This is a genomic window from Pseudomonas sp. NFX15, from assembly GCF_049132105.1.
Classification (GTDB): domain Bacteria; phylum Pseudomonadota; class Gammaproteobacteria; order Pseudomonadales; family Pseudomonadaceae; genus Aquipseudomonas.
The window spans coordinates 94,656-108,980 of sequence record NZ_JAFMPV010000017.1 but is presented as its reverse complement, the minus strand read 5'-3'; the positions used below and the strand labels follow the sequence as shown (position 1 = coordinate 108,980).

7 protein-coding genes are annotated in these 14,325 nt (G+C 62.1%); 6 read left to right on the top strand and 1 reads right to left on the bottom strand.

All coding sequences use genetic code 11. From position 1 onward, the window contains the following. Positions 1-157: 157 nt before the first annotated feature. From J1D76_RS18450 to J1D76_RS18425, 6 genes are all read left to right on the top strand, one after another. Positions 158-1,474: an MdtA/MuxA family multidrug efflux RND transporter periplasmic adaptor subunit gene (locus J1D76_RS18450; protein WP_421139705.1), complete on the top strand. Its 1,317-nt coding sequence runs from the start codon at positions 158-160 to the stop codon at positions 1,472-1,474. After that, positions 1,471-4,566 carry an MdtB/MuxB family multidrug efflux RND transporter permease subunit gene (locus J1D76_RS18445; protein ID WP_421139704.1) on the top strand — a complete coding sequence of 1,032 codons (3,096 nt, stop codon included), beginning with the start codon at positions 1,471-1,473 and terminating at the stop codon, positions 4,564-4,566. Before J1D76_RS18450 ends, J1D76_RS18445 begins: the two co-directional genes overlap by 4 nt. A gap of 148 nt (positions 4,567-4,714) precedes the next feature. Continuing rightward, positions 4,715-7,822, top strand: coding sequence for an efflux RND transporter permease subunit (locus J1D76_RS18440; protein ID WP_421139703.1), 3,108 nt, complete (start codon positions 4,715-4,717; stop codon positions 7,820-7,822). Continuing rightward, positions 7,819-9,300, top strand: a complete 1,482-nt coding sequence (locus J1D76_RS18435; protein ID WP_421139702.1) for an efflux transporter outer membrane subunit — start codon at positions 7,819-7,821, stop codon at positions 9,298-9,300. Before J1D76_RS18440 ends, J1D76_RS18435 begins: the two co-directional genes overlap by 4 nt. Positions 9,301-9,595: 295 nt before the next feature. Then, positions 9,596-11,677, top strand: coding sequence for a putative bifunctional diguanylate cyclase/phosphodiesterase (locus J1D76_RS18430; RefSeq protein ID WP_421139701.1), 2,082 nt, complete (start codon positions 9,596-9,598; stop codon positions 11,675-11,677). A gap of 175 nt (positions 11,678-11,852) precedes the next feature. Then, entirely contained in the window at positions 11,853-12,599 is a 747-nt protein-coding gene (locus tag J1D76_RS18425; protein WP_421139699.1) for an SDR family oxidoreductase, read from the top strand. Between the two features lie 122 nt (positions 12,600-12,721). On the opposite strand, the gene mapR is transcribed toward J1D76_RS18425, so the two are convergent. Next, positions 12,722-14,131 (bottom strand): GntR family transcriptional regulator MpaR, encoded by a 1,410-nt coding sequence (mapR, locus tag J1D76_RS18420; RefSeq protein ID WP_421139698.1) that lies wholly within the window; start codon positions 14,129-14,131, stop codon positions 12,722-12,724. Between the last annotated feature and the right edge of the window lie 194 nt (positions 14,132-14,325).

Sequence of the window (14,325 nt, the reverse complement as noted above, 5' to 3'; positions counted from 1 at the left end):
CGGCCTGGCTCTGTCCAGGCCGTTTTCATTTGTGTTTCAGTGTCTTGGATAAATCTCCTGTTACGTAAGCCGAAGGTAAATTGCCGGTAAAGGCGCTTTGCTTAAGACCCGCCAGTGCTTATCGTTCAGCCTCATGTAAAAGAAGCCCACGCGCCCAATGGTTGATCACTCAATGCAATCCTCCGCCTCCCGTAGTCCTCGTCGCTGGCTGTTCGGCCTGCTTGTCCTGCTGGTCATCGCCGCCCTGTGCTGGAAATTCTGGCCCGGCAGCGCTGCACACAAGGAGGCGGCGGGGCAAAAAGCCGTTGCCGGACATACCGGCAAAGCGGGCGGGATGCGACCTGGTTTCGGCGGCGCCTCCGGCCCGGTGCCGGTGCGCGTGGCGCCGGCGGTCAAGGGTGATTTCCCGCTGTATTTCAAGGCGCTGGGCACCGTGACTGCGCTGAACACGATCAACGTGCGCAGCCGCGTCGGCGGAGAGCTGGTCAAGATCACTTTCGAAGAAGGGCAGATGGTCAAGGCGGGTGACCTGCTCGCCGAAATCGATCCACGTCCTTACCAGAATGCCTTGCTGCAGGCCGAAGGCACGTTGCTGCAAAACCAGGCGCAACTGAAAAACGCCCAAGTCGACGTCGAGCGTTACCGTGGCCTGTTCCGCGAAGACAGTATCGCCAAACAGACCCTCGACACCGCCGAAGCGCTGGTCGGCCAGTTCCAGGGCACGGTCAAGACCAACCAGGCGGCGGTCAACGACGCCAAGCTCAACCTCGAATTCACCAAGATCCGCGCACCGATTGCCGGTCGCGTAGGTCTGCGTCAACTGGACGTCGGCAACCTGGTAGCCGCCAACGACACCACGGCGCTGGCGATCATCACCCAGACCCAACCGATCAGCGTCGCTTTCACCCTGCCGGAAAACAGCCTCGACACCGTGCTCGCGCGCTATCGCAGCGGCGCCAAGTTGCCAGCCGAAGCCTGGGACCGTGGCGACACCAAACTCCAGGCCACTGGCGTATTGCAGAGCCTGGACAACCAGATCGACGTGACCACCGGCACCCTGAAGTTCAAGGCCCGCTACGAGAACCGCGATCAATCGTTGTTCCCCAATCAGTTCGTCAATGTGCGTCTTCTGGCTGACACCCTCAGGGGCGTGGTGCTCGCACCTTCCGCGGCGATCCAGTTCGGCACCAACGGCACCTTCGTCTACGCCCTGGACGGTGACAAGAAGGTCAAGATCCGCCCGTTGAAAGTCGGCGCCAGTGATGGCCTGAACACAGTGGTCACCGAAGGCCTGGCTCCGGGAGAGCGAGTTGTGCTGGAGGGCACCGACCGCCTGAAGGACGGCAGCGATGTGGAAGTCGTCAACGACACCCAGGACGTGCCGACCACCCCGACCGAACACCTGCAAGGCAAGTCGGCGGCCACCGCGGCTGAACCCGCGACCACCGACAAGGCGAAAAAGGGCGGCGCATGAATCTCTCGCGGCTGTTCATCCTTCGCCCGGTAGCCACCACGCTGAGCATGCTGGCCATCGTCTTGGCCGGCTTGATCGCCTATCGGCTGTTGCCGGTGTCGGCATTGCCTCAGGTCGACTACCCGACCATTCGCGTCATGACCCTGTACCCCGGCGCCAGCCCGGATGTCATGACCAGCGCGGTGACCGCGCCGCTTGAGCGGCAGTTCGGGCAGATGCCGGGCCTGACGCAAATGGCCTCCACCAGCTCCGGCGGCGCGTCGGTACTGACGCTGCGATTCAGCCTCGACATCAACATGGACGTAGCCGAGCAACAGGTGCAGGCAGCGATCAACGCCGCGACCAACCTGCTGCCCAAGGACCTGCCGGCACCGCCGGTGTACAACAAGGTCAACCCGGCCGACACGCCGGTGCTGACCCTGGCCATCACCTCCAAGACCATGTTGCTGCCCAAGCTCAACGACCTGGTCGATACGCGCATGGCGCAGAAGATTGCCCAGATCAGCGGCGTCGGCATGGTCAGCATTGCTGGCGGCCAGCGCCAGGCCGTGCGTATCAAGGTCAACCCGGAGGCCCTGGCGGCCAATGGCTTGAACCTGTCGGACGTGCGCACCTTGATTGGTGCCTCCAATGTCAACCAGCCCAAGGGTAACTTCGATGGCCCGACCCGGGTCTCGATGCTCGATGCCAACGATCAACTGACGTCGCCCCAGGACTACGCCAACCTGATCCTGGCCTACGCCAACGGCGCGCCGCTGCGCCTCAAGGACGTCGCGCAAATCGTCGACGGCGCCGAGAACGAGCGCCTCGCGGCATGGGCCAACGAGAACCAGGCCGTGTTGCTGAACATCCAGCGCCAGCCTGGGGCCAACGTGATCGAGGTGGTCGACCGGATCAAGGCCCTGCTGCCGAGCATCACCGACAACCTTCCGGCCGGTCTCGACGTGGTGGTGTTGACCGACCGCACCCAGACCATCCGTGCTTCGGTCAAGGACGTGCAGCACGAATTGCTGATCGCCATCGCTTTGGTGGTCATGGTCACCTTCCTGTTCCTGCGTCGAGCCAGCGCCACGATCATTCCGTCGGTGGCCGTGCCGCTGTCGCTGATCGGCACGTTCGGCGTGATGTACCTGGCCGGGTTCTCGGTGAACAACCTGACTCTAATGGCGCTGACCATCGCCACCGGCTTCGTGGTGGACGATGCGATCGTCATGCTGGAGAACATCGCCCGATTCATCGAGGAAGGCGACAGCCCGCTCAACGCTGCGCTCAAAGGCGCCAAGCAGATCGGCTTCACCCTGATTTCCCTGACGTTGTCGCTGATTGCGGTGTTGATCCCGCTGCTGTTCATGGCCGACGTGGTCGGGCGCTTGTTCCGCGAGTTCGCCATCACCCTGGCGGTGGCGATCCTGATTTCCCTGGTGGTGTCCCTGACCCTGACGCCGATGATGTGCGCGCGCTTGCTCAAGCGTGAGCCCAAGGAGGACGAGCAAGGGCGTTTCTACCGGGCCAGCGGTGCGTTCATCGACTGGATGATTGCCGCCTATGGGCGCAAGTTGCAGTGGGTGCTCAAGCACCAGCCGCTGACCCTGTTGGTGGCCATCGCGACCCTGGTGCTGACGGTGTTCCTGTACATGGTGGTGCCCAAGGGCTTTTTCCCGGTGCAGGACACCGGGGTGATCCAGGGTATTTCCGAGGCGCCGCAATCGATTTCCTTCGCCGCCATGAGCGAGCGCCAACAGGAACTGGCCAAGGTGATTCTGGCCGACCCGGCGGTCGAGAGCCTGTCGTCCTACATCGGTGTCGACGGTGACAACTCGACGCTCAACAGCGGTCGTCTGCTGATCAACCTCAAGTCCCACAGCGACCGTGACCTGAGCGCCACGCAAGTGATTACACGTCTGCAACCGGAGCTGGACAAGCTGATCGGTATCCGCCTGTTTATGCAGCCGGTGCAGGACCTGACGATTGAAGACCGGGTCAGCCGCACGCAGTACCAGTTCAGCATGTCGTCACCGGACGCGGAGCTGCTGAGCCTGTGGAGCGGGCGCCTGGTCGAGGCCCTGGCAGAGCGCCCCGAGCTGACCGACGTCGCCAGCGATTTGCAGGACAAGGGTTTGCAGGTGTACCTGGTGATTGACCGCGATGCAGCGTCGCGGGTCGGTGTGTCGGTGTCGAACATCACCGATGCGCTGTACGACGCCTTTGGTCAGCGGCAGATTTCCACGATCTACACCCAGGCCAGCCAGTATCGCGTGGTGCTGCAATCGCAGTCCGGCGAGAAGATCGGCCCGGATGCGCTGAACCAGATTCACGTCAAGACCACCGACGGCGGCCAGGTGCGCCTGTCCAGTCTGGCGCACATCGAAGAGCGCCAGGCGCAACTGGCGATTACTCACATCGGCCAGTTCCCGGCAGTGATGATGTCCTTCAACCTGGCGCCCGGCGTGGCGTTGGGGCATGCGGTCGAGATCATCGAGCAGGTGCAGAAGGACATCGGCATGCCGATTGGCGTGCAGACCCAGTTCCAGGGCGCGGCGCAGGCGTTCCAGGCTTCGTTGTCGAGCACCTTGCTGTTGATCCTGGCGGCGGTGGTGACCATGTACATCGTGCTCGGCGTGCTGTACGAGAGCTACATCCACCCGATCACCATTCTCTCGACCTTGCCGTCGGCGGCGGTCGGCGCCTTGCTTGCCTTGATCCTGAGCGGCAATGACCTGGGCATGATCGCGATCATCGGCATCATTTTGCTGATCGGTATCGTGAAGAAGAACGCGATCATGATGATCGACTTCGCCCTCGACGCCGAACGCAACCAGGGCATGGACCCGGAAACGGCGATCTATCAGGCCGCGTTGCTGCGTTTCCGGCCGATCCTGATGACCACCATGGCGGCGCTCTTCGGCGCGGTGCCGTTGATGCTCGCCACCGGTTCCGGCGCAGAGTTGCGCCAGCCGCTGGGCCTGGTCATGGTCGGTGGCTTGTTGCTGAGCCAGGTTCTGACGTTGTTTACCACGCCGGTGATCTACCTGTATTTCGATCGGTTGGGACGTCGTTTTGGCAAGGCACGCGCCGAAGAGGCGACGGTATGACGGCGCACAAAACCTGTGGGAGCGAGCCTGCTCGCGATGAGGCCCGTACACCCAATATCAATGTTGGCTGTTCCACCGCGTTCGCGAGCAGGCTCGCTCCCACAGGGGAGATGCAGGGCTCTTGGGTTGGTAGCGGGAGCGAGCATCGATGAACCTTTCCGGCCCTTTCATCAAGCGCCCGGTCGCGACCATGTTGCTGAGCCTGGCGATCATGCTGCTGGGCGGCGTGAGCTTCGGTTTGTTGCCGGTGTCACCGTTGCCGCAAATGGACTTCCCGGTGATTGTGGTCCAGGCCAGCCTGCCCGGTGCCAGCCCCGAGGTGATGGCGTCCACCGTGGCGACGCCGCTGGAGCGCTCCTTCGGCACCATTGCCGGGGTCAACACCATGAGCAGCCGCTCCAGCCAGGGTTCGACCCGGGTGATTCTGCAATTTGACCTCGACCGCGACATCAACGGCGCGGCGCGGGAAGTGCAGGCCGCGATCAACGCCTCGCGCACGCTGCTGCCGAGCGGGATGCGCAGCATGCCGACCTACAAGAAGGTCAACCCTTCCCAGGCGCCGATCATGGTGCTGTCGCTGACCTCGGACGTGCTGGAAAAAGGCCAGCTGTATGACCTGGCCTCGACAATCCTTTCCCAGAGCCTGTCCCAGGTGCAGGGCGTCGGCGAGGTGCAGATCGGCGGCAGTTCGTTGCCAGCCGTGCGCATCGAACTTGAACCGCAGTCGCTGAACCAGTACGGCGTGGCCCTGGACGATGTGCGCAACACTATCGCTAATGCCAACGTGCGCCGGCCCAAGGGTTCGGTGGAGGACGATCAGCGCTTGTGGCAGGTCCAGGCCAACGACCAGCTGGAAAAAGCCAAGGACTACGAGTCGCTGATCATCCACTACAACGGCGGCGCGGCCCTGCGCCTCAAGGATGTGGCCAAGGTCAGCGACGGCGTCGAGGACCGCTACAACAGCGGTTTCTTCAACGATGACGCCGCGGTGCTGCTGGTGATCAACCGGCAGGCCGGCGCCAACATCATCGAGACGGTCAACGAAATCAAGGCGCAGTTGCCGGCGTTGCAGGCGGTGCTGCCGGCCAGCGTCAAGCTGAACCTGGCCATGGACCGTTCGCCGGTGATCAAGGCCACGCTGCACGAAGCGGAAATGACCTTGCTGATTGCCGTGGCACTGGTGATCCTGGTGGTGTTCCTGTTCCTCGGTAATTTCCGCGCCTCGCTGATTCCGACGCTGGCGGTGCCGGTGTCGCTGGTCGGTACCTTTGCGGTGATGTACCTGTATGGATTCTCGTTGAACAACCTGTCGCTGATGGCGCTGATCCTGGCCACTGGGCTGGTGGTCGACGATGCCATCGTGGTGCTGGAGAATATCTCCCGGCACATCGACGAGGGCGTGCCACCGATGAAGGCCGCCTACCTCGGCGCCCAGGAAGTCGGTTTCACCTTGCTGTCGATGAACGTCTCGCTGGTGGCAGTGTTCCTGTCGATCCTGTTCATGGGCGGGATCATCGAGAGCCTGTTCCGCGAATTCTCGATCACACTGGCGGCCTCGATCGTGGTCTCGCTGGTGGTGTCGCTGACCCTGACGCCGATGCTCTGCGCCCGCTGGCTCAAGCCGCACACGCCGGGGCAGGAGAACCGCCTGCAACGCTGGAGCCAGCGCGCCAACGACTGGATGGTCGGCAAATACGCCACCAGCCTCGACTGGGTACTGCGCCACAAACGCCTGACCTTACTCAGTTTGTTCGTGACAATCGGCGTCAACATTGCGCTGTATGTTGTTGTTCCTAAAGCATTTATGCCGCAGCAGGATACCGGCCAACTGATCGGTTTCGTGCGCGGCGACGACGGCCTGTCGTTCAGCGTGATGCAGCCGAAGATGGAAGTTTTCCGTCGTGCGGTGCTCAAGGATGAAGCGGTAGAAAGCGTTGCCGGGTTCATCGGCGGTACCAACGGCACCAACAACGCCTTCATGCTGGTGCGCCTGAAACCGATCAAGGAACGCAATATTTCCGCGCAGAAAGTCATCGAACGCCTGCGCAAGGAAATGCCCAAGGTCGCCGGTGCACAGTTGATGCTGATGGCCGACCAGGACCTGCAATTCGGCGGCGGCCGAGAGCAGACCACTTCGCAATACTCCTACATCCTGCAAAGCGGGGACCTGGGGGCGTTGCGCGAGTGGTATCCGAAAGTCGTCACCGCGCTGCGGGCCTTGCCGGAGCTGACGGCAATCGATGCGCGGGAAGGGCGCGGCGCGCGGCAAGTGACGCTGATCGTCGACCGTGACCAGGCCAAGCGCCTGGGGGTCGACATGGACATGGTCACCGCGGTGTTGAACAACGCCTACAGCCAGCGGCAGATTTCGACCATCTACGACAGCCTCAACCAGTATCAGGTGGTGATGGAGGTCAATCCGAAATATGCGCAGGACCCGATCACCCTCAAGCAGGTGCAGGTGATTACCGCCAGCGGTGCGAGGATTCCGCTGTCGACCATCGCCCATTACGAGGACAGCCTGGAAGACGACCGGGTCAGTCACGAGGGCCAGTTCGCCTCGGAAAGCATTTCCTTCGACATGGCCGAAGGCGTGACGGTGGAGCAGGGCACCGCCGCCATCGAGCGGGCGATTGCCAAGGTCGGTTTGCCGGAAGACGTGATCGTGAAGATGGCCGGTACCGCCGATGCCTTCGCGGCCACGCAAAAAAGCCAGCCGTTCATGATCCTCGGCGCGCTGGTGGCGGTGTACCTGGTGTTGGGCGTGCTATATGAAAGCTACGTGCATCCACTGACGATCCTCTCGACCTTGCCGTCGGCCGGGGTCGGTGCATTGCTGTCGATCTACGCGCTCGGCGGCGAGTTCAGCCTGATTTCGTTGCTCGGGCTGTTCCTGCTGATTGGCGTGGTGAAGAAAAATGCCATCCTGATGATCGACCTCGCGCTGCAACTGGAACGGCATCAAGGCATGGCGCCGCTGGAATCGATTCGCAGCGCCTGCCTGCAACGTTTGCGGCCGATCCTGATGACCACCCTGGCGGCGATCCTCGGTGCCTTGCCGTTGTTGCTGAGCCGTGCCGAAGGCGCGGAGATGCGCCAGCCGCTGGGCCTGACCATCATCGGCGGGCTGATCTTCAGTCAAGTGCTGACGCTCTACACCACCCCGGTGGTTTACCTCTATCTCGACAAACTGCGCCATCGTTTCAATAAATGGCGTGGGGTACGTACCGATGCTGCTCTGGAAACTCCGCTATGACTGAACGTTCGCTTTTCAACCAGGCTGCACCGCTGATCATGGCTCGAGGCTCGCGCTTGTTGAGCCTGTCTCTGTGCGTGGCGATGCTCAGTGCCTGCGCCGTCGGCCCGGACTACCAGCGCCCGCAAACCGCCGAACCTGCGCAGTACAAGGCCGCAGACGGCTGGCGCCAGGCCAACCCGAGCGATGCCCTGGCGCGCGGTGCGTGGTGGGAGTTGTACGGTGACCGACAGCTCAACGGCTTGATCGATAAACTCAACAGCTCCAACCAGACCGTGGCCCAGTCCGAGGCGCAGTTCCGACAGGCCCAGGCCTTGGTGCGCAGCGCACGTGGGGCGTTTTTCCCGACGGTCGACCTCAACGTCAGCAAGAACCGTTCTAGCCAAGGCACCGGCAGCAGCAGTTCCAGCCTTAGCAGTTCGTCCAGCGGTATTCGCGACACGTACTCGGCGCAGGTGGGCGTGAGTTGGGAGGCCGATGTATGGGGCAAGCTGCGCCGGGGCCTGGAAGCCGACACCGCGAATGCCCAGGCCAGCTTTGCCGATCTGGCCGCAATGCGCCTCAGCCAGCAGTCGGAACTGGTGCAGAATTACCTGCAACTGCGTGTGATCGATGGTCAGAAGCGCTTGCTGCAGGACACGGTCGAGGCTTATCAGCGCTCGCTGAAAATGACCGAGAACCAGTACCGCGCCGGTGTTTCCGGCAAGGACGCCGTGGCCCAGGCCCAGACGCAGCTCAAAAGCACTGAAGCCGACATGGTTGACCTGATTTGGCAACGTGCGCAGTTCGAGAACGCCATTGCCGTGCTGATCGGCCTGCCACCGGCGGAATTCAACCTGGCAGAAACCCAAGACATTCCGCGGTTGCCGCAAGTGCCGTCGGCGCTGCCTTCGCAGTTGCTGGAGCGGCGCCCGGACATCGCCTCCGCCGAGCGCTCGGTGATGGCTGCCAACGCCAATATCGGCGTGGCCAAGGCCGCCTATTATCCCGACCTGACCTTGAACATGAACGGCGGTTACAGCAGCAGCACCTATTCCAACTGGATCAGCCTGCCGAACCGCTTCTGGTCGGTGGGGCCGCAATTGGCCATGACCCTGTTCGACGGCGGCCAGCGCTCGGCGGAAGTCGACCGCAGTGAAGCGGCCTACGACGAAACCGTGGCTAAGTATCGCCAGACTGTGCTCGACGGTTTCCGCGAGGTGGAAAACTATATGGTGCAACTCAAGGTGCTGCAGGACGAGGCCGTTCCGCGCCAGCAGGCCCTGGACGCCGCCCGTGAATCGCTGCGCCTGACGCAGAACCAGTACAAGGCTGGTTTGATTGCCTACATCGATGTGGTCGTGACCCAAGCCGCCGCGCTGAACAACGAACGCAGCAACCTGGACCTGCTGCAAAGCCGCTTGATCGCCAGCGTGCAGTTGATTGCCGCGTTGGGCGGGGGGTGGGATGGGCAGCTTCAGGTGAGTGACAACCCGTAACCGTTGGTTTCCCGCTTGACCTGATGGAAAAAAAACACCGTAGGAGCTGGCTGCCAGCGAAGGCGTCGTTTCAAACAACATTAATGTTGAGCCTGATGGCCCCTTCGCCGGCAAGCCGGCTCCTACAGGTTTTGCGTTCGACTCGAGTTAATGTTGTGCCTTAAAACAAGCGTTTCATCGGACTGATGGCCTTTTGCTTATTTTGTGAGTGCGTTCTCATTTGGAATCAGTACAATCGCCGCATTTGCCCCAGCGAGAATCAATACCATTAACGGGGCAGTCGCGAGAAGTCCCCATGCTTATCGGTAGCTATTCTCCCACGCTGGTCATCATCTCCCTCTGTGTAGCGATTCTCGCGTCATACACCGCACTCGATCTCACTGGGCGCATCGCCACCGCCAAGGGCCGTGCCGTGCACCTGTGGACCGTAGGCGGGGCGGTTGCCATGGGCGTTGGCGTCTGGTCGATGCACTTTATCGGCATGCTCGCCTTCAAGTTGCCCATCGACCTGGGTTACGACGGCTCCATCACCCTGTTGTCGCTGTTGATCAGTGTGCTTTCCAGTGGCTTTGCACTGTGGCTGGTCAGCCAGCCGCAACTGCCGGCTTGGCAATTGGCCTTTGGCGCATTGGTCATGGGCGCGGGCATCAGCGCGATGCACTACACCGGCATGGCTGCCATGCGCATGCAACCGGGCATCGACTACGACCCGACGCTGTTTGGCGCCTCGCTGATGATCGCCGTTGGCGCTTCCGGCGCGGCGTTGTGGATCGCCTTCCATTTGCGCCAGCACACACCTTATGTACGCCTGATCCGTGGTGGCGCGGCCGTGATCATGGGCATTGCCATCGTCGGCATGCACTACACCGGCATGGCGGCGGCACGCTTTGCCGATGGCAGTTTTTGCGGGGCGGCGGTCGAAGGCCTGAACGGCAAGGGTCTGGACAACCTGGTGTTGATCACTACGCTGGCGGTGCTGAGCATTGCCTTGCTGACCTCGATCCTCGATGCACGCCTGGAGGCCCGCACCGCGAGCCTCGCGCAGTCACTGACCGAGGCCAACCGCGAGCTGACCCAGTTGGCCCTGCACGACACCCTTACCGGGCTGCCCAACCGCACGCTGCTCGCCGATCGCATCGATCAAGCCATGTCACGGGTACAGGAAGAGGGCGGCTGGTTTGCCCTGATGTTCATCGACCTGGACGGTTTCAAACCGGTCAACGATGCCTTCGGCCACCACATGGGCGACCTGCTGTTGCGCGAAGTGGCCCAGCGCCTGCGCGAAGATTTGCGCAGCCAGGACACCCTGGCCCGGATCGGCGGCGATGAATTCGTGTTGCTGGTGCAATTGAACGAGCAGATCGACGCCCTGAACCTCGCGGCCCGTCAGGTCGGGTTGATCGCGCATTCGTTCCGGGTGGCCGAACACGATTTGCAGATCTCCGCCAGCGTCGGCATCGCGCTGTTTCCGGGTAACGGCCAGACGGCCCATGAATTGCTGATGAACGCCGATGCGGCGATGTATCACGCCAAGGGTGCGGGCAAAAACGGCTACAGCTTTTTCGACGCTTCGATGAACAGCAACGCGCGCAAGCAACTGCAATTGCTGCAAGACCTGCGACACGCCTTGGAACATCGGGAATTCTGCCTGCATTACCAGCCCAAGTTCGATGCGGCCAATGGTCGTCCGGTCGGCGCCGAGGCCTTGTTGCGTTGGGAACACCCGACGCAAGGCATGCTGTTGCCCGACAAATTCATCGAGCTGGCGGAAAAAACCGGGCTGATCATTCCGATCGGCGAGTGGGTGCTCAACGAAGCCTGCCGTCAGATGCGCGAATGGTACGTGCTGGGCTACACGCAATGGCGCATCGCGGTAAACCTGTCGGCCATTCAGTTCTGCCATGCAGGCCTGGTCCAGAGCGTTGCCAAGGCGCTGGCGACGCATCACTTGCCGGCCAACAGCCTGACCCTGGAAATCACCGAAACCACCGCCATGAGCGATGCCGATGCGAGCATGACGGTACTGCGGGAACTGTCGGAAATGGGCGTCGACCTGTCCATCGACGATTTCGGCACCGGCTATTCGAGCTTGATGTACCTCAAGCGCCTGCCGGCCAACGAGCTGAAAATCGACCGTGGTTTTGTCCGCGACCTGGAGCGCGACAGCGATGACGCCGCCATTGTCTCCGCCATCGTCGCTCTCGGCCAGGCGCTGGGCTTGCGCATCGTTGCCGAAGGCGTGGAGACGGGCGTGCAGCAGGACTTCCTGACCCAGCTCGGTTGCGATTCGCTGCAAGGCTACCTGCTGGGCCATCCACTGCCGGCCGCCGGCTTCATGGTGGAAATCCTGCGCGGCGAGCAGCGGGTCGCCAGCTAACCAGCCGCCATCAAGCTTTCTGTGTCAATCAGGCTTGATGTGGCAACGGGGCTTGATTTTTGTGGCGAGGGAGCGTGCTCCCTCGCCACAGGGCTGGGCCGATTTCATGCAAAAACCGCCAATGGCGGTTATTCTTGGCCCCGACCGCTTAAGCTTTGATTGGGGGAAAGCTCGCATGGACAAAGTCATCGTCATCACCGGCGGCAGCCGCGGCATTGGGGCCGCCACCGCCTTGTTGGCCGCCGCGCAGGGCTATCGGATCTGCATCAACTACCTGGCCGACGAACAGGCCGCCCTCGGCGTGCTGGAGCAACTGCGCGCCCTCGGTGCGCAAGCCATCGCGGTTCGGGCCGACGTCAGCATCGAAGACGAAGTGATCGCGCTGTTCAATCGGGTCGACAGCGAGCTGGGCCGGGTCACCGCACTGGTGAACAATGCCGGCACCGTCGGGCAAAAGTCCCGGGTCGACGAAATGTCCGAGTTCCGCATTCTCAAGATCATGAAAACCAACGTGCTGGCGCCGATCCTTTGCGCCAAGCACGCGATCCTGCGCATGTCGCCCAAACACGGCGGGCAGGGCGGCAGCATCGTCAATGTGTCTTCGGTGGCCTCGCGTTTGGGCTCGCCCAACGAATACGTCGACTACGCCGCCTCCAAAGGCGCGCTGGACTCCTTCACCATCGGCCTGTCCAAGGAAGTGGCGGGCGAGGGGATTCGGGTCAACGCCGTACGCCCGGGCTACATCTACACCGACTTCCACGCCCTGAGCGGCGACCCGGACCGGGTCAGCAAACTGGAATCGGCAATTCCGATGGCGCGGGGCGGGCGCCCGGATGAAGTGGCGGAGGCGATTGTCTGGTTGCTGTCGGACAAGGCTTCTTATGCGACGGGGACGTTTGTCGATCTCGGTGGTGGGCGCTGATTTAAACATTGCGTTGTCGCTGCTGGCCTCTTCGCCGGAAAGCCGGCTCCCACGGGGTTTCGGGGATCCCTTGTAGGAGCCGGCTTGCCGGCGGAGGCGATAGAACAGCCAACCTCGAACGCTCAAAACGACCGTACAATCCGCCCCAATGTCTCCATCGCCTTCTCGGAGTCCTCGGTCCAAGGGCTACCGTAATTCAGACGAATACAATTCCTGAACCGCTGTCCCGGCGAAAATATCGGCCCCGGCGCAATGCTGATTCCCTGCGCCAATGCCATCCGAAACAACTTCAACGAATCCATCCGTTCCGGCAGTTCCAGCCACAGGAAGTAGCCTCCAGCAGGCTGGCTGACGCGAGTCTCTGCAGGGAAATACCGGGCAATCGCCGTCAGCATCGCGCTTTGCTGGTCTTCCAGCGCATGGCGCAATTTACGCAGGTGCCGGTCATAGCCACCGTGTTGCAGGTAGTCGGCGATGGCCGCCTGGGCTGGCATCGACGCACACAACGAGGTCATGAGTTTCAGCCGTTCGATCTTTTGCGCGAAACGCCCGGCGGCAACCCAACCGATGCGGTAGCCGGGAGCCAGGCTCTTGGCGAACGACCCGCAATGCATCACCAGGCCTTCGGTATCAAAGGCCTTGGCCGGTTTCGGCGCTTGTTGGCCGTAATACAATTCGGCGTAGACATCATCTTCGATCAGCGGCACTTGATGGCGTCGCAGCAGTTCCACCAATTGCTGTTTCCTGGCCTCGGGCACGGTCGCGCCGATCGGGTTCTGGAAACTGGTCATGCACCAGCAGGCCTTGATTGGATGACGTTCGAGGGTTTGTTCAAGCACGCCGAGGTCGATGCCGTCGCGCGGGTGCACGGGGATTTCCACGGCCTTGAGTTTCAAACGTTCGAGCACTTGCAGGCAGGCGTAGAACGCCGGGGCTTCGATGGCCACCAGGTCGCCGGGTTGGGTCACCGCTTGCAGACACAGGTTCAGGGCTTCGAGGGCACCGTTGGTGATCAGCAGTTCTTCCATGGGCAGCATCAGCCCGCCGACCATGTAGCGCAGGGCGATTTGCCGGCGCAGTTGCGGGTTGCCAGGGGACATGTCAGTGACGACCATGCGCGGGTCCATCTCGCGGCTGGCGCTGGCCAGTGAGCGGGACAATCGCTGAAGCGGAAACAGGGTCGGGCTGGGAAACGCCGAGCCGAAAGGCACGGTGTTCGGGTCCTTGATCGAGTCGAGCACCGAGAACACCAGTTCGCTGACGTCGACTTCGGTGGATTCGTTGACCTGATTGCTGATCACCGGCTCGGAAAACGGCCGCGGCGCATGGGCGTTGACGAAGTAACCCGAACGCGGGCGGGCGCGGATCAGTCCGCGACGCTCCAGCAGGTAATAGGCCTGGAACACCGTCGACGGGCTGACGCCGTAGGTCTGGCTGGCGTAACGCACCGACGGCACTCGCTGGCCCGGGCCGAGGACGCCTGAGCGGATCAGTTCTGCAATGTCATCGGCGAATTGTTCGTAGCGTTTCATCGGTATCCCGTCATGGTGCTCATTCAATCAGCTTTTGTAGCGAAAGACTTGCTTGTGGCGAGGGGGCTTGCCCCCGTTGAACTGTGCAGCAAGCGCATTTTGAGGCCGCTTCGCGACCCAACGGGGGCGAGCCCCCTCGCCACAGTGGATTGCATTACCAACACAGGGCACCTCGCCAAGGTCAGCATCTTAAA

Coding starts and splice junctions, on each gene's coding strand:
- J1D76_RS18450 (WP_421139705.1), top strand. CDS start 158: ATGGTTGATCACTCAATGCAATCCTCCGCCTCCCGTAGTCCTCGTCGC.
- J1D76_RS18430 (WP_421139701.1), top strand. CDS start 9,596: ATGCTTATCGGTAGCTATTCTCCCACGCTGGTCATCATCTCCCTCTGT.
- J1D76_RS18425 (WP_421139699.1), top strand. CDS start 11,853: ATGGACAAAGTCATCGTCATCACCGGCGGCAGCCGCGGCATTGGGGCC.
- J1D76_RS18435 (WP_421139702.1), top strand. CDS start 7,819: ATGACTGAACGTTCGCTTTTCAACCAGGCTGCACCGCTGATCATGGCT.
- J1D76_RS18440 (WP_421139703.1), top strand. CDS start 4,715: ATGAACCTTTCCGGCCCTTTCATCAAGCGCCCGGTCGCGACCATGTTG.
- J1D76_RS18445 (WP_421139704.1), top strand. CDS start 1,471: ATGAATCTCTCGCGGCTGTTCATCCTTCGCCCGGTAGCCACCACGCTG.
- mapR (WP_421139698.1), bottom strand. CDS start 14,131: ATGAAACGCTACGAACAATTCGCCGATGACATTGCAGAACTGATCCGC.